16 protein-coding genes are annotated in these 14,820 nt (G+C 39.1%); 7 read left to right on the top strand and 9 right to left on the bottom strand.

The features are described 5' to 3' along the window. Genes QU01_RS00195 through QU01_RS00170 form a run of 6 tightly spaced genes read left to right on the top strand, consistent with a single transcriptional unit; the run spans position 1 to position 4,043 of the window. Positions 1-315 (top strand): hypothetical protein, encoded by a 315-nt coding sequence (locus tag QU01_RS00195; protein ID WP_033761287.1) that lies wholly within the window; start codon positions 1-3, stop codon positions 313-315. Next, positions 293-1,060 (top strand): RNA polymerase sigma factor FliA, encoded by a 768-nt coding sequence (locus tag QU01_RS00190; RefSeq protein WP_033761286.1) that lies wholly within the window; start codon positions 293-295, stop codon positions 1,058-1,060. Before QU01_RS00195 ends, QU01_RS00190 begins: the two co-directional genes overlap by 23 nt. After that, complete coding sequence (fliM, locus tag QU01_RS00185; protein ID WP_000763595.1) at positions 1,053-2,117, top strand: flagellar motor switch protein FliM; 1,065 nt, start codon at positions 1,053-1,055, stop codon at positions 2,115-2,117. The genes QU01_RS00190 and fliM overlap by 8 nt, the downstream gene beginning before the upstream one ends. Positions 2,118-2,120: 3 nt before the next feature. Beyond that, positions 2,121-2,984, top strand: a complete 864-nt coding sequence (gene fliY / locus QU01_RS00180) for a flagellar motor switch protein FliY (protein ID WP_033761284.1) — start codon at positions 2,121-2,123, stop codon at positions 2,982-2,984. 28 nt (positions 2,985-3,012) lie between these two features. Next, positions 3,013-3,549 (top strand): YhcH/YjgK/YiaL family protein, encoded by a 537-nt coding sequence (locus QU01_RS00175; RefSeq protein ID WP_033761281.1) that lies wholly within the window; start codon positions 3,013-3,015, stop codon positions 3,547-3,549. Further along, positions 3,546-4,043: a DUF2147 domain-containing protein gene (locus QU01_RS00170; RefSeq protein ID WP_000780279.1), complete on the top strand. Its 498-nt coding sequence runs from the start codon at positions 3,546-3,548 to the stop codon at positions 4,041-4,043. Before QU01_RS00175 ends, QU01_RS00170 begins: the two co-directional genes overlap by 4 nt. Before the next feature lie 19 nt (positions 4,044-4,062). Here the strand turns inward: QU01_RS00170 and fur are convergent, their stop codons facing one another. From fur to QU01_RS00150, 4 genes are all read right to left on the bottom strand, one after another. Then, positions 4,063-4,515 carry a ferric iron uptake transcriptional regulator gene (fur, locus tag QU01_RS00165; RefSeq protein WP_033761278.1) on the bottom strand — a complete coding sequence of 151 codons (453 nt, stop codon included), beginning with the start codon at positions 4,513-4,515 and terminating at the stop codon, positions 4,063-4,065. Between the two features lie 159 nt (positions 4,516-4,674). Then, complete coding sequence (locus QU01_RS00160) at positions 4,675-5,850, bottom strand: replication-associated recombination protein A (RefSeq protein WP_033761277.1); 1,176 nt, start codon at positions 5,848-5,850, stop codon at positions 4,675-4,677. Further along, the gene (locus tag QU01_RS00155) at positions 5,847-6,218 is read right to left on the bottom strand and encodes a heat shock protein transcriptional repressor HspR (protein WP_000332996.1); all 372 of its coding nucleotides are present in this window, start codon (positions 6,216-6,218) and stop codon (positions 5,847-5,849) included. Before QU01_RS00155 ends, QU01_RS00160 begins: the two co-directional genes overlap by 4 nt. Positions 6,219-6,227: 9 nt before the next feature. Next, the gene (locus QU01_RS00150; RefSeq protein ID WP_033761274.1) at positions 6,228-7,094 is read right to left on the bottom strand and encodes a DnaJ family protein; all 867 of its coding nucleotides are present in this window, start codon (positions 7,092-7,094) and stop codon (positions 6,228-6,230) included. Positions 7,095-7,261: 167 nt separating this feature from the next. Here QU01_RS00150 and QU01_RS00145 point away from each other — a divergent pair, with 167 nt between their 5' ends. Then, positions 7,262-8,512 (top strand): hypothetical protein, encoded by a 1,251-nt coding sequence (locus QU01_RS00145; RefSeq protein WP_033761271.1) that lies wholly within the window; start codon positions 7,262-7,264, stop codon positions 8,510-8,512. Positions 8,513-8,615: 103 nt separating this feature from the next. Here QU01_RS00145 and QU01_RS00140 read toward each other — a convergent pair whose 3' ends face one another. The 5 genes from QU01_RS00140 to QU01_RS00120 form a co-directional block, all read right to left on the bottom strand. Further along, positions 8,616-9,452 carry a 5'-3' exonuclease gene (locus QU01_RS00140; protein ID WP_080248289.1) on the bottom strand — a complete coding sequence of 279 codons (837 nt, stop codon included), beginning with the start codon at positions 9,450-9,452 and terminating at the stop codon, positions 8,616-8,618. Between the two features lie 256 nt (positions 9,453-9,708). Next, positions 9,709-10,605 (bottom strand): OriC activity response regulator, encoded by an 897-nt coding sequence (locus tag QU01_RS00135; protein WP_000697567.1) that lies wholly within the window; start codon positions 10,603-10,605, stop codon positions 9,709-9,711. A gap of 21 nt (positions 10,606-10,626) precedes the next feature. Then, positions 10,627-11,847, bottom strand: coding sequence for a bifunctional 2-C-methyl-D-erythritol 4-phosphate cytidylyltransferase/2-C-methyl-D-erythritol 2,4-cyclodiphosphate synthase (locus QU01_RS00130; protein ID WP_033761270.1), 1,221 nt, complete (start codon positions 11,845-11,847; stop codon positions 10,627-10,629). A gap of 21 nt (positions 11,848-11,868) precedes the next feature. Further along, on the bottom strand, positions 11,869-13,299 hold the full coding sequence (locus QU01_RS00125) for a Do family serine endopeptidase (RefSeq protein WP_033761268.1): 1,431 nt from the start codon (positions 13,297-13,299) through the stop codon (positions 11,869-11,871). Between the two features lie 44 nt (positions 13,300-13,343). Beyond that, positions 13,344-14,786 (bottom strand): amino acid permease, encoded by a 1,443-nt coding sequence (locus tag QU01_RS00120; protein WP_033761265.1) that lies wholly within the window; start codon positions 14,784-14,786, stop codon positions 13,344-13,346. Positions 14,787-14,820 lie beyond the last annotated feature (34 nt).

Below are 14,820 nucleotides of genomic sequence, written 5' to 3'. Positions count from 1 at the left end.
ATGAGAGTTCAAAATTTTATCCATTTTTCTGTTGTGGTAGGGTTTTTTTTAGGGTTAGTGTTTTCGGTGTTGAAATTCAATGAGCCAGAGAGCATTTTATTATGGACGGTGTTATCCACGCTTGGGGGATACTTGATCGCGTTGTTATTTGCGTCTATTTTTATCGCTTGCACGGATTTAGATATTTGTCTTTTTGACAAAAAAGACACTGAAGAGAGCTTGCTTCGTTTCAACCATGAGTTTAAGAACAGAGAAAAAGAAGTGGCTAGTATTTTAGAATACATTAGAAGTTATGATTTTGATGATGGAAAATAGAATGCCCAAAGGAATTCAAAAAACTGAAACCAGCGAAAAAAATATAGAAAAGGTTTTGAACGCCTATGATAAGCAACAACACCACCACAAAGACGATCTCGCTATCCAGTATTTACCGGCCGTGCGCGCGATGGCGTTTCGTTTAAAAGAGCGCTTGCCCAGCTCTATTGATTTTAACGATCTGGTTTCTATTGGCACTGAAGAATTGATTAAATTAGCCAGGCGTTATGAGAGCACGTTAAACGATTCTTTTTGGGGGTATGCTAAAACTCGTGTCAATGGGGCGATGCTAGATTATTTGCGCTCTTTAGATGTGATTTCTCGCTCCAACAGAAAGCTGATTAAAAGTATTGATATTGAAATCACCAAACACCTTAATGAGCATGGGAAAGAGCCTAGCGATGCATATTTAGCGCAAACTTTAGGCGAAAATATTGAAAAGATTAGAGAAGCCAAAACGGCTTCAGATATTTATGCGTTAGTGCCAATAGATGAGCAATTCAATGCGATTGAGCAAGATGAAATCACTAAAAAGATTGAAGCAGAAGAGTTGTTAGAGCATGTCCAAAAAGCGTTGAATCAAATGAGCGAACGAGAGCAAATCCTTATCCAGCTTTATTACTTTGAAGAGTTGAATTTGAGCGAGATCAAAGAGATTTTAGGCATTACTGAATCGCGCATTTCTCAAATCATTAAAGAAGTGATTAAAAAGGTGCGTAAATCCTTAGGAGTGGATCATGGCTGATATTTTAAGCCAAGAAGAAATTGATGCGCTTTTAGAAGTCGTTGATGAGAATGTGGATATTCAAAATGTCCAAAAAAAAGATATTATCCCGCAGCGCAGCGTAACCCTCTATGATTTCAAACGCCCTAATCGTGTGAGTAAGGAGCAACTGCGCTCTTTTAGGAGTATCCATGATAAAATGGCTAGGAATCTTTCCAGTCAAGTCTCTTCTATCATGCGTTCTATTGTAGAGATTCAGCTCCACAGCGTGGATCAAATGACTTATGGCGAATTTTTGATGAGTTTGCCTAGCCCTACAAGTTTTAATGTCTTTTCCATGAAGCCTATGGGAGGAACGGGGGTTTTAGAGATTAATCCTAGCATCGCTTTCCCCATGATTGACAGACTATTAGGGGGTAAGGGGAGCGCGTATGATCAAAACAGGGAGTTTAGCGATATTGAATTGAATTTATTGGATACGATTTTACGCCAGGTGATGCAAATTTTAAAAGAAGTGTGGTCGCCCGTGGTGGAGATGTATCCTACCATTGACGCTAAAGAATCCAGCGCGAATGTGGTCCAAATCGTCGCTCAAAATGAAATTTCTATCATGGTGGTTTTAGAGATTATCATTGGGCATAGCCGTGGGATGATGAATATTTGTTACCCGGTGATTTCCATTGAGAGCATTCTTTCTAAAATGGGGAGTAGGGATTTGATGCTTTCAGAAACGAACTCTAAAAAGAGCCGTAATAAGGAATTGCAAGCGCTATTGAGCGGGGTGAGCGTGGATATGATCGTGTTTTTGGGCGCGGTGGAATTGAGTTTGAAAGAAATGTTGGATTTAGATGTGGGGGATACTATCCGGTTGAACAAGATCGCTAATGATGAAGTGAGCGTGTATGTGCATAAAAAAAAGCGTTATTTAGCGAGCGTGGGGTTTCAAGGGTATAGGAAAACCATTCAAATTAAAGAAGTGATCTATAGCGAAAAAGAACGCACTAAAGAAATTTTAGAAATGCTAGAAGAACAGCGCAGAGGCAAAGTGGGCGATATTATGAAGATAGAAGAAGAGTGAGAAATGCAAGACTTTATTAAGATTTTTATTCAAGAGGTTGTCTCTACTTTAGAAGGGTTAGTGGGTAAGGCTCCGAGCGTGGGATTAGAAAAAGAAATTTCTAGTAGCGACGAATCTTTTTTGAAATTAATCAGCACGCCTTATGCAAGGGTTAAGATTAGTGCGATTGAAAAAGAAGAGAGCCCTATTGAATTACTGGCTCCGGTAGATTTAGTTACCGCTTTAAGCGATTTGATGTTAGGAGGTGAGGGGGCGAGTAAGGAAGAAATGGATAATGACGATTTAGACGCTTTTAAGGAAATGGCTTCTAATATTTTTGGCGCGATCGCTACGAGCTTGAAGTCTCAAGAATTGCTCCCCAAACTCAATTTCACTACCACGAACGCTGAAATCGCTAAAGAGATTCCTAAAAAAGAAGATTATACTAAAGCGATGGTGTTTTCTTTTAAAATGGAAGCCATCAAAGAAAGCCAAATCATTTTATTGACTACGGCGGCTTTTGAACGCCAATTTGAAAAAACGCACAAAGAAGAAAAAGAAGAAACGACACAGGGCGCTGCTGAAGAGGTTAAAACCCATGATGCGTCTTTAGAAAACATAGAAATCCGCAATATCAGCATGCTTTTAGACGTGAAATTGAATGTTAAGGTGCGCATCGGGCAAAAAAAGATGATTTTAAAAGATGTGGTCTCTATGGATATAGGGAGCGTGGTAGAGTTGGATCAATTGGTGAATGACCCTTTAGAAATTCTTGTAGATGACAAGGTGATCGCTAAGGGCGAAGTGGTGATCGTGGATGGGAATTTTGGCATTCAGATCACGGATATTGGCACTAAAAAGGAACGCTTAGAGCAACTGAAAAATTAAACCATTTTAGAGTAAAAAAGGAAGGAATATGGCTATTTTTGGGGAATTAAGCTCGCTTGGGCATTTGTTTAAAAAAACGCAAGAATTAGAAATTTTGCATGCGTATTTAAAAGAGGTCATGCAAAAGGGTAGTAAAGCGAATCAAAGGGTTTTAAATCTCGCTACTAATACAGAATTTCAAGTGCCTTTAGGGCATGGCATTTTTAGCATAGAGCAGAGCTATTGTTTAGAGCATGCCAAAGAAAGCGAGAAAGGCTTTTTTGAAAGCCACCAACAATATGTGGATTTCCAGCTGATTGTCAAAGGCGTTGAGGGGGCTAAAGCGGTGGGTATCAATCAAGCCACCATTAAAACCCCTTATGATGAAAAAAGAGACTTGATCGTTTATGAGCCGGTCAAAGAGGCTTCTTTTTTGCGTTTAGATGCGGGCATGCTGGCTATTTTTTTTGAAAGCGATGCGCATGCGTTGAGATTCTATGGAGAGTCTTTTGAAAAATATAGGGAAGAGCCGATTTTTAAAGCGGTCGTTAAAGCGCCCAAAGGGTTGATTAAATTAAAATTATGAAATTGGTGAGTCTTGTTATAGTTTTTTGTTGTTTTTTAGGGGCTGTAGAGTTGCCTGGAATTTATCAAACTCAAGAATTTTTATACATGAAAAGTTCTTTTGTGGAGTTTTTTGAGCATAATGGGAAGTTCTATGCCTATGGTATTTCTGATGCGGATGGCTCTAAAGCCAGAAAAGACAAGTTTAATCCTAACCCAAAACTAAGGAATCGCAGCGATAAAGGCGTGGTGTTTTTAAGCGATTTGATTAAGGTTGGAAAACGATCTTATAAAGGCGGTAAAGCGTATAATTTTTATGACGGCAAGACTTACTATGTAAGGGTTACTCAAAATTCAAACGGGGATTTAGAATTCACTTCAAGCTATGATAAATGGGGGTATGTGGGCAAGACTTTCACTTGGAAACGCTTGAGCGATGAAGAAATCAAAAATCTAAAACTCAAGCGTTTTAACCTGGACGAAGTCCTTAAAACCATTAAAGATAGCCCTATCTAAGCTTCTTCTTTAAAATCTTTTAACATTCACTCTCTTGGCATTCTTTACACCACACAAACATTTTCATGTCATGGCTAATCAGCTTGGCTTGATATTTTTTAACGACTTCATTCTGGCGGTTTTCAATTTCAGGGTCTGCAAATTCAATGATCTTGCCGCAATGCAAACAAATGATGTGATCATGGTGTTCTTTAGCCGCAATTTCATAGCGCCGACCGCTTTTTGAAGTCTCCAAAATACAAATAAAATTTTCTTTTTCTAAGAAATTCAAAATGCGATAGACTGAAGAAATGCTGGTGTTTTTGTCCTTTTGGCGGATAGAATGCGTGATTTCTTCAGGGCTTAGGTGTGTGCCGCTGCGATACAAAACGCTCACCACTTCTTCTCTTTGCTTTGAATTTTTGAGTCCGTTTTTTTTGATAGACATCCTCAAGCGTTCTAAAATGGATTCTAAAGTTTCTAATCTTTTCATGCTGATATTTCCCTTATCCGTAAAATGATTTTTATAACTAGAATATTATTATACAATAATAATGCGATGAAACATAGATAAAACTCATTATTATTTTAATTTAATCAAAAAATATTGATTTTTTATTACCATTGTCGCATTTTAATGTAACTTATAAGATCAATTTCTTATTTTATCAAGCCATTCTAAAAGGGTTTTTTCAAACCCTATGCCTTGAGAAGAAACCAGATTTAGGGGTTTTTCTAAATAATCTTGTTTGACATAGCCGTTATAATCATGCGGGTAAAGGTAGTCTTTAGAATGAGGCAACAGGTGTTTAGGAATAGGGTAGAGTAAGCCTTTTTGAACGCAATCCAAAGCCTGATTGATCGCTCTATAAGCCGTGTTAGACTTGGGCGAACAAGCCAGATAAATCACGCATTGGCTTAAAATGATGCGCGCTTCAGGGTAGCCGATTTGTTTGACTGAAAACAAGCAAGAAGAGGCTAAATTAAGGGCGTTTGGGTTAGCGTTACCAATATCTTCGCTCGCAAAAATCACCAGCCTTCTGGCGATAAATTCCGGGTTTTCCCCGCCAGCAATCAAGCGCGCCAGATAATAGATGGAAGCGTTTTCATCGCTCCCTCTTAAAGATTTGATTAAGGCACTAGTGAGGTTATAATGCGTATCATCGCTATAAGATCCGTCATTTAGGCTATGAGGCCGTAAGGATTGTAGGGTTTTTAAAGTGATAGGATCTTCTATTTTAGCGCTCAAATCTAAAAGGTTTAATAACGCTCTAGCATCGCCAGCGCTGTTGTTTAAAAGATAGGTTTTAGCGTCAGGCTCTATTTGTTTTTTGAGTAATGTTAAAGCTTTAGCACAAAGCTTGTCTAAATCGCTCTTTTTTAGGGGGGTCAATTCAAAAATAAAACTTCTTGAGCGGATCGCATGGCTTAGGCTGTAATTAGGATCTTGCGTGCTAGCCCCTAAGATCAAAGCGTGATCTTTTTCCATAATGGGGAGTAAAAATTCTTGTTGGGTTTTATTCAATCTGTGGGTTTCATCAATAAAAACAACGGGTTTTAAAAGGGTGTTTTGGTAATTTTTAAGCTTAAGGCGTAAATCCTCTAATTTGAAATCCGTCGCATTAAACAAAAGAATGGGGCGCTCTAGCATGCAAGCGATGATTTGAGCCAGGCTTGTTTTACCCACGCCAGGAGGGCCATAGAAAAAGGCATGGGGGAAGTGTTTGGATTGTAGGGCTTTAAATAAGGGGGCGTCTTTCCCTACTAAATGCTCTTGGCCTAAAAAATCTTCTAGGCTTGTGGGGTTTAAAAGCGCAGTCAGGCTCATTTTTTAAATAAAATCAGTTCATAAAAATTCGTAGGGGTGTTTAAATTTTTCGTTGGGGTTTTGTGGTTTTTAGAGTGTTTTTGCAGAGCGTCTTGCAATTCTTTATTGAGGTTGTCTAATTCATCAAGCTTTTCTTTTAAACGCAAGATAATATCCACGCCCGCTAGATTAACCCCCATATCCCTTGTAAGGCGTAAAATCGTTTTGATTTTGTCCATGTCTCGTTGGGAATACAAGCGCATTTTCCCATCAGTCCTGCTAGGCTCTATCAAACCCTCTTTTTCGTATTGGCGCAAGGTTTGAGGGTGCACGCCTAAGATTTTAGCCACAACGCTGATCAAATAAAGCGGTTCATCATAATCACACACGATTCCTCCTTACAATTCTTTTTCTAATAACGCTTTCAACTCATTAGAAAGCGTTTCAACTTTAGGCAAGATCAAACGAGCTTGCAAATACAAATCCCCCACATGCGAAGTTTTTCTGTTTTTAATCCCTTTGTCTTTGATGCGGAATTTTTGCATCGCTTTGGTGTTGGGGGGAATGGTTAGGGTTAAGGTTTTATGCCAAGTGGCGATTTCAACCTTCCCTCCAAAAAGAGCCGTTTTTAAGGGTAAATCAAAGATTTGGATAATATCGTCTTTCTCGCGCCTATAAATTTCATCTTCTTCAATATGGATCTGCAAGAGCAAATCGCCCCTAGTCGTTCGCCCTGTTTTCCCCTTGTTGCGAACCCTGATTTTTTCGCCCTCTTCCACGCCGATAGGGATTTTAAGGCTAAAAGTCTCGTTATTGATGCTCACTTGTTTTTTATTGCCTAAAAGGGTGTCTAAAACAGAGACATTTAAAGCGGCGGTCATGTCTAAATTTTCAGGGGCGAAATTGGAAAAATTAAAGCCAGAAAAGCCTTGTGAGTTTTGAGAAAATCTTTGCGAAAAGCCTCCTTTCCCAAAAATAGAGCTTAAAATATCGTCTAAATCTTCACTAGCGCTACGGCTTTTTGCAAAATCGCTGAAATTTTGCCCGCCAAACATGTTATCGCCAAACTGATCGTATTGGCGGCGTTTTTCTTCGTCGCTTAAAATTTCATAAGCGGCGTTGATTTCTTTGAATTTTTCTTCGGCTTCTTTGGTCTTGTTCAAATCGGGGTGGTATTGTCTGGCTAAACGGCGGTAGGATTTTTTGATTTCATCTTGGCTGGCGTTTTCGCTCACGTTTAAAGTTTGGTATAAACTCTTGCTCATGAATCACCTTTAAAATAGTTTTATTAGAATACTATCATAAATCTTTAGTGTTAGTCAATCAAGTTTATTGATAATGTTTAGTGGTCATTGAGATTTTAAACCCGTTTCAGCGCAATTAAAAGGAATTTTAACTAAAATATTGAGTTTAAATCCACGATGAGTTTTTAATGCAATACAAGAAAAATAAGAAAAGATATTATTATTTAGCGTTAGGGATCCTTTTTTTAAATGGTCTGTCTTTGAAAGCTTTAGAAATCGCAGTCAAACCTTTTGGCTATCTGGGGCTATTGTATAATCAAGGGGCGCAAAAAAACTCTCACAGCTATGTGGGGGCTTTAGCGCGTCTTGGGGTGGATTTTTCTTATAGCAATGGGTGGTCCTTTGGTATTGGAGCGATTGGGGCTTGGAATGTTTATAACAAACAGCGTTTGGCTAACCTTTACATCAGTCTAGGGAATTTTTTTGGTAACCCTAACAATGTTAAACCTTATTTGAGCGCTGGCGATGTTTCTGATGCGTATCTTCAATACACTAACCAGCGTTTTAAAATCGCTTTAGGGCGTTTCAATACCGATTTTGTGGATTTTGATTGGATAGGGGGCAATATTCAAGGGGTTTCTGTGGCTTTTAAGCAAAATTCCATGCGTTATTTTGGGATTTTTATGGATAGCATGCTCTATAATGGGCATCAAATCAACAAAGAGCAAGGGAATCGGATCGCTACTTCCCTAAACGCTCTAGCGTCTTATGATCCTGTGTCTAAACGCTTGTATGTGGGGGGGGAAGTGTTTGTTTTGGGCGCAGAATACAGGCATGAAAATCTTAAAGTGGTTCCTTTTATTTTAACGGACACCCGCTTGCCTTTGCCCACTCAAAACGTTTTAGTGCAAGTGGGGGGTAAGTTGGAGTATGACGCTTCTTTAGCTAAGGGTTTCACTTCGCGCACTCTAGTGCATGGCATGTATCAATACGGCAACACTGATAGTGCTACCAACGCTAAAAATGCCGGCTTGTTTTTGATCGATCAAACTTTTAAATACAAAATTTTTAATTTTGGAACGGGTTTTTATATCGTTCCGGCAAGGAACAACAAGGGCTATCTATGGACTTTTAACGACAGGACTAAATTCTATGGCCGTGGGATTAACGCGCCCGGCGTGCCAGCGATTTATTTTGCAAACTCCAGCATTTCAGGCTATGTTTTTTTAGGGCTTAAGACTAAAAGGGTGCGTTTAGACGCGATGGTGGCTTTTGGGGATTACCAAGAATATTCTTTAATGAGCAGCTTTAGGGTTTGGACTTATAGGAGTTTGTCTTTTGATATGGGTGGGGGGTATGTGTATGCTTATAATTCTAAAGCCACGAGAAAAAGCCTTGGAAATAGTTCTTTTGTCTTTTTCGGAAAGTTTTTGTTTTAAAAAATACCATTTTACAATCAATAGTGAAGAGTTTGCCAAAAGTAAGCAATAATTTCTTTTTTAAAAAATCAACATTAAAAGAAGTTTTTGTTTTAAAAATGTTTTAAGAAATTCTTTTGAAATCAGATTTTTGTGTTTTTTTAGGGAAAAAAGTTTTTTTGAACTCAGGCTCCCATAGTTTGATCACGCCATGGTGGGTCATCTGGTGCATATTGACTAAACGCATGTTTAAAAGAGCCTTTTCTTTAGCTTCGCTATCGCTCAAATCTTCTTTAATTTTGAACGCTTGAATGATCTGCTCCCACAGCTCATGTTCTTTAGCGTCTTCGTTTAAAAAATCTTTATAGTTGAAGCCGCCAATCCCTTTAACCCCTTTAATATTATCCCCCTTATCCCCCACAACGCACTGATAATAAGCAAAAAAATGAGTCTCTCTTTGACTCACATTAAAAAAAGCGTTGGTTTTGAGATTGAAATGAGAGCCTCTATTGGAATACAAAATATCCTTATCCATGCTGGCTATCACATAATTGTTGGGGTCTTTCTTTTTGTAAAAAGAGATAATATCATCGGCTTCATACTCAAAACAATGTTCGCCCTGGATCTTAGCCCCTTTTTTTAGGGGGTATTTTTCCACTAAAGCGATTTTTAGGGTTCTTAGAAGGGCTTTAAAATCTTCATCAAACTGGTGGCGTTTTTGTTTGTAATGATCGCACAGCTGGTAGCGGAAACTCTCTCTGCCCCTAGTGATAAAAAAAAGCGTTTTAGAGCAACGGGTTTTGCGCATGATGGATAAAATTTGAGTGGTAAGAAAGATGATGCCCACTTCTTGCAAGCTACAAGCAGCGAATCTTTTAGGGAGCGTTTTATTAGAGAGCAAACGCCTAACAATATTAGGGATCACGCAATCAATGTCTAGTAAAAGGGTTTTTGAATGCACGAACCTTGCCTTGTTAAACGCTTGTCTAATGGTTAATCCTTAAGTTGAATTTCTCTTTTTTAAAAGTTAAACTATTATAGTAAATATATAGCAAATAATAAGTTATTTTAATAATAATTAACTCTATTCTCATTAAATACGCTAAATTTTAAGAGATCACCGCTTGTTTTAGCTCTTTTGATTGCAAAAATGCTTTTGGCATTCTTGCATTTTATGATCAAACGCCCCACAAAAAACAGGGCTTAAGGATTTTCTGTTATTTGCGCGGTAAGTTATACTTCCGGCGTTTTTCCCAAAGGCTTTTGCGGCTAATGCCAAGCTTGTTGGCCAATTCCGTATCGGTGCAAGTAGAAGAAAAATGCCTAATCGCTTCTTTTTCGTATTCTTGAATGGAAAGGAAAGTCGTGTTATCGCTAAACAAAGATAGGGGTCTATTGCCGCATTCAATGCTCACAATTTTAGGAAATTCTAGGGGTTCTTTATGGGTATAGGACAAAACAATAGGGCATGAACGGGCCAATTCTAACAATTTCAATTGCTCATCTTTTTTAAGCTCTTCTAAATGCATGATATAAAAAGGGCGTTCTAGTTTGTCTTTATTCTTGTATAGTTCTTTCCAAGTGGTATCCTTTAAAGAGAAAAAAGAAAAATCCATTTGCCTTTCTTTAGCGTATTGCAATAAATAAGCGTTCGCAAGCTCTTGAGAGGGCGTGTGAATAATAAAGGGCGGCCTGTAAGAAAAATCTTTAGGCAAGGGCAATTCCGCATGGATAAAGTCTAAGTAATTTTCATAAAATCCCAAGCGAGCGGTCATTTCTTGGTAGGCTTTATGGTATTGGATTTTACGCAACAACTCATCCATTTTAAAAGGTTTTAGAATATAATCTCTCGCTCCTGCTTGAATGGGCTTATTCACACCATCTTCATTGACATGCGAAGCCATCATGATAATGATTTGCTTGGAATTATAACGCACAAAGTGTTCGCAACGCCCTTGAGTGCAAACTTTAGAAGAAACCAAAATCACATCATAAGGCTCTTTATTTTCTTCTGAAATGCTAGAGATGATCTCGCAAAAATGCCCTAAATCATGCAAATTATGCGAAATACTCCTAGCTAGCGCTAAATCGTCTTCAATGATTAAGATTTTCATCAATTCTTCCTTTTATCACATTTAAAGTTTTTGTTTATAACGCATGCTCACATGCGCTTGGACCAACAGCCCTTCTTGTTTGCCAATGAACCCCATTTTTTCCATTGTAGTGGCTTTCAAGCTGATTTGAGATTTTTCTAAACCAAAAAGTTGGCTCAAATTCTCTAAAATCGCCGGTTTGTAAGGAGTGATTTTAGGGATTTCGCTAAAGATGGTCGCCCCCATTTCAAACAATTCAAACCCAATGCTTTGAGAAAAATCCAACACGATTTTTAAAAGCTCTTTAGAAGAGGCGTTTTTGTATTTGGGGTCATTATCAGGGAACCATTCGCCAATATCCCCTCCTTTAATCGCTCCTAAAATCGCATCAATAACCGCATGCAACAAAGTATCGCCATCGCTATGGGCCTTTAACCCAAACTCGCAATCCAAAACAACCCCCCCTAAAACCATAGGCTTATCTTTAATGAACGCATGCGTATCAAAGCCCATGCCTATAAAAGTGTCCTTTGCCGGGTTGAAAAAGAGCGCGAAATGCTTCAAATCATCACTCGTGGTGAGCTTGTGCAAATTTTTACTGCCTTCAATATAGCTCACACGATTAGGGAAAGCTTGTAAAATCGCGCTGCTTTCATCTTTAAAATCCCCTTGATTTAGGGCTGATTGGAGCGTTTTAGTGTGGCTTAATTGCGGGGTTTGAATGAGTTTGATCGCTTCTCGATCTAAAGCCTCGTTATAATAGATCGCTGTGTCATAGCAAGGCAAGTAAGGAGCGATGCAATAATGGCTTGTTTGTTGGAGGGCTAAAAACAAGCTTTTAAGCGTTTCCATATTGGCTAAACCCCTAGCCACATCGCTGGTGAGCGTGTAAGCGCTATCAATTACTTTTAAAGCGTTACGCACGGATTCCTGCCTTGATGCCCCGCCTTTTATAAGCTTGATTTCAGGGTAATGGCGTTGGATATAAATATAATCCAATTCGCTTACGACTAAAAGGATTTCTTTAAAGTCTAGGGCTTTTTTAAAGCTTTCATAAACGCTGAGCCATAAGGGGGTATGATTAGAGCGCAACCATTGTTTTTTGATGGTTTGAGAAAATCGTTTCGATTCCCCAGCAGCCAATAAAACAACGCTCGTTTGCTTAACAAGCGTTTCTAGCGTTTCTTTATTTTCAAAAGGGTCTTCTTCCAAACTTTCTAAAGAGAGTTTAAAAGCTTCCCCATTCACTCTAATCAAAGACATGCGACTAACAACCCACCTCTATCATTTCACCAAAATGATCCTATAACCTTGATTTAAATCTAAAACTAAGAATCGTTTGGGTTTGCCTTTATACTTTTCTAAAGCATGGTTAAAATCCGCAACGCTTTTAACTTCAATCTCTTCAATTTTTGTGATAATGTTACCTTGCCTAAAGCCAGCTTGCTCTGCTGGGGAATTTTCATTCACTTGAGAGACTAAAACCCCTTGAACATCATCGCTCAAACGCATAGACCTTTTGGTTTTTTGAGTTAAATCTTCCACTTGAAGCCCGTTCAATTGGCCTTGCGTGCCGTTTTGAGCAGAAATGGTTTCTTTTTTGTTAGGGTTTTTCCTTTCGGCAAGAGTGAGAGTGAAGGCGCGTTCTTTTTTGTCTCTAATGACTTTTAAGGTTACTCTTTGGTTGGGTAGCATAGAGCCGATTAGATTTCTTAATTCGTTCGTGTTTTTAACTTTTTTGCCATTGACTTCAGTGATCAAATCCCACACCAAAATCCCTGCTTTTTTAGCTGGAGAGTCTTTTTCTACGCTAATGACCACCGCCCCTTCTTTATTGTCATAAGAATTTTGCAAATCGCCACTCAAATCTTGCAAGCCCACACCCAAGTAACCTCTCTCAATCTTACCGGTTTTGATGAGTTGGGTTACAATATCTTTAACCATGTTAGAAGGGATGGCAAAGCCAATGCCATGGTTGCCCCCGGTTTTAGAGATAATAGCGGTATTAATCCCCACTAACCCTCCACGGCTGTCAATCAAAGCGCCGCCGGAATTTCCAGGATTAATGGAAGCGTCTGTTTGAATGAAATTCTCATAGCTGTTGATCCCAATCCCGCTTTTATTGAGCGCTGAAACAATGCCTTGCGTAACGCTTTCACCCACGCCAAAAGGGTTACCGATCGCAAAAACCAAATCGCCCACTAAAATATCATTAGAATCAGAGAATTTGATCGTGGGCAGATTGTCTTTAGTGATGCGAATCACGGCTAAATCGCTTTCAGAATCCGTGCCTACTAAGGTGGCGGAATATTCTTTATTGCTCCCTGGAATGGTCACTTTAATCTTATCCGCGCCATCAATCACATGGTTATTGGTTACAATATAGCCATCTTTAGAAATGATGACGCCACTGCCTAAAGCCCTTTCCATTCTTTCTTTAGGGATCATGCCGCCCAAATCCCCAAAAAATTGTTGGAAAAAGGGGTCATTAAACACACCGCCACCTATAAAATTGTTTTTAATCTTCTTCTCAGTGGAGATATTCACCACCGCCTTAATAGAATCCTTAATAGAATCGTGGTAAGAATAGATCGTATTCTCTTTAGAGGGGACGCTTATTCGCTCTTTCACTTTGGGCATGCTTTGGATTTGGATATTGCCCGCATTCAAGCTTAACGCTAAAGCCAAAGAGATAAAAAGGGTTTTTTTCATCATGGTTACTTCCTTAAAATTTGCTAAACTTCAAAATTAAGAAAAGATTATATCAAATCTTTTTTGTTATTTTCATTAGCTTTTTGTGTAAAATAGTATCCAATGTAACAAATAACAGCAAAAACAATCGTTAAAATCATCCCAATGCGTTGATTCTTATCCATAGCCGAACCAATCACGCCGATGGCACACCCAGTGATCCCTATGAGTTGCAAAAAGGGTAGAAAGGGGGCTTTATAAGGCAAATCCTCTAAAGAATGCCCAGCCTTTAAGTATTGCTTGCGGAAAGAATATTGCGAAATGGACACGCTAACCCACACAATAATCACCGTGAAACTGATCACATTAATCAAAGCTTCCACGACATTTTCTTTGGCATAAATTTGGACTAAAAGCCCTATGAGAGAAAAAGAAAGGGAAAAAAGCATCGCATAAGTGGGCGTGCCTTGTCGGTTGAGTTTGGAAAAAACCTTAAAAAACATCTTTTGTTTGGACAGCCCATAAATCATGCGACTCGCTCCATAAAGCCCTGAATTAGCGGTAGAAAACATCGCTGTAATGATAACAGCGTTCATTATATCAGCCACATAAGGGATACCCATGCCAATAAAGGGCAAATGGATGCGTTCTAAAACGCTCACAAAAGGGCTTTGCGTGATAGAGGAATCGCTCATGGGCAAAAAAACAGAAATGACAAACACAGAGCCTAAAAAGAAAAAGACAATCCGCCACAAGGTCGCTTTAATCGCTTTGGGCATCACTTCGCTAGCGTTTTTAGTCTCTCCCACAGCCACCCCAATCACCTCTGTGCCAGTGAAAGCAAAAATAACAGCGAGCATCGCGCTAAAAACCGCTGCGCTCCCATTAGGGAAAAACCCCTTATCGCCAAAATGGAAATTATCAAAAATAGAACTAAACCCATGCGAATAGATTTGATAAATGATCCCAATTACGCCAATGCCTATAAAAGCTATCACCGCTAAAACTTTAATCAAGCTAAAGAAAAACTCGCCCTCGGCAAAAATTTTAACCGAAAAAAAGTTCAATAAAAAAACTAACGCAATGCATAAAATAACCCAATAATGGATGGGAATATTTACAAACCAGCGTTGCATGAGCATGCCTATAGCGATGTATTCTAACGCCACCGTGATCACCCAGCCAAGCCAATACATCCAAAAAACCATATAGCCTGTGCCAGGGCCTATGAATTTAGCCGCATAATCCCCAAAACTGCCCGTAGTGGGATAAACGCTAGCCAATTCGCCTAAAGAGAGCATGATGCAATAAACCACAAGCCCTCCAAAACCATAAGCGATCAAGGTCCCTAAAGGGCCAGCGCTCGCAATATTGCCACCAGTGCCTACAAAAAGCCCTGTGCCAATCGCTCCTCCAAATGCAATCATTAAGAGATGGCGCATTTTCATGTCTCTTTTAAGCTCGCCTTGTTTTTGCGTGGTATTTTGATGCGTTATCTTTTGATTGTCCATGCGACACCTCCTTAGATTGAAAATAAAAATAGCT

This window comes from Helicobacter pylori SA221C, assembly GCF_000476855.1.
In the GTDB taxonomy this organism is placed as follows: Bacteria; Campylobacterota; Campylobacteria; order Campylobacterales; family Helicobacteraceae; genus Helicobacter; species Helicobacter pylori_DK.
The sequence above is the reverse complement of the archived record's forward strand: the minus strand, read 5'-3'. Positions and strand labels throughout refer to the sequence as shown.

Bases quoted from the DNA above. Each gene is read 5' to 3' on its own strand.
- QU01_RS00145 (WP_033761271.1), top strand. From the start codon at position 7,262: ATGCAATACAAGAAAAATAAGAAAAGATATTATTATTTAGCGTTAGGG.
- QU01_RS00160 (WP_033761277.1), bottom strand. From the start codon at position 5,850: ATGAGCCTGACTGCGCTTTTAAACCCCACAAGCCTAGAAGATTTTTTA.
- fliM (WP_000763595.1), top strand. From the start codon at position 1,053: ATGGCTGATATTTTAAGCCAAGAAGAAATTGATGCGCTTTTAGAAGTC.
- QU01_RS00150 (WP_033761274.1), bottom strand. From the start codon at position 7,094: ATGAGCAAGAGTTTATACCAAACTTTAAACGTGAGCGAAAACGCCAGC.
- QU01_RS00195 (WP_033761287.1), top strand. From the start codon at position 1: ATGAGAGTTCAAAATTTTATCCATTTTTCTGTTGTGGTAGGGTTTTTT.
- QU01_RS00125 (WP_033761268.1), bottom strand. From the start codon at position 13,299: ATGATGAAAAAAACCCTTTTTATCTCTTTGGCTTTAGCGTTAAGCTTG.
- QU01_RS00130 (WP_033761270.1), bottom strand. From the start codon at position 11,847: ATGTCTTTGATTAGAGTGAATGGGGAAGCTTTTAAACTCTCTTTAGAA.
- QU01_RS00175 (WP_033761281.1), top strand. From the start codon at position 3,013: ATGGCTATTTTTGGGGAATTAAGCTCGCTTGGGCATTTGTTTAAAAAA.
- QU01_RS00120 (WP_033761265.1), bottom strand. From the start codon at position 14,786: ATGGACAATCAAAAGATAACGCATCAAAATACCACGCAAAAACAAGGC.
- fliY (WP_033761284.1), top strand. From the start codon at position 2,121: ATGCAAGACTTTATTAAGATTTTTATTCAAGAGGTTGTCTCTACTTTA.
- fur (WP_033761278.1), bottom strand. From the start codon at position 4,515: ATGAAAAGATTAGAAACTTTAGAATCCATTTTAGAACGCTTGAGGATG.
- QU01_RS00170 (WP_000780279.1), top strand. From the start codon at position 3,546: ATGAAATTGGTGAGTCTTGTTATAGTTTTTTGTTGTTTTTTAGGGGCT.
- QU01_RS00190 (WP_033761286.1), top strand. From the start codon at position 293: ATGATTTTGATGATGGAAAATAGAATGCCCAAAGGAATTCAAAAAACT.
- QU01_RS00135 (WP_000697567.1), bottom strand. From the start codon at position 10,605: ATGAAAATCTTAATCATTGAAGACGATTTAGCGCTAGCTAGGAGTATT.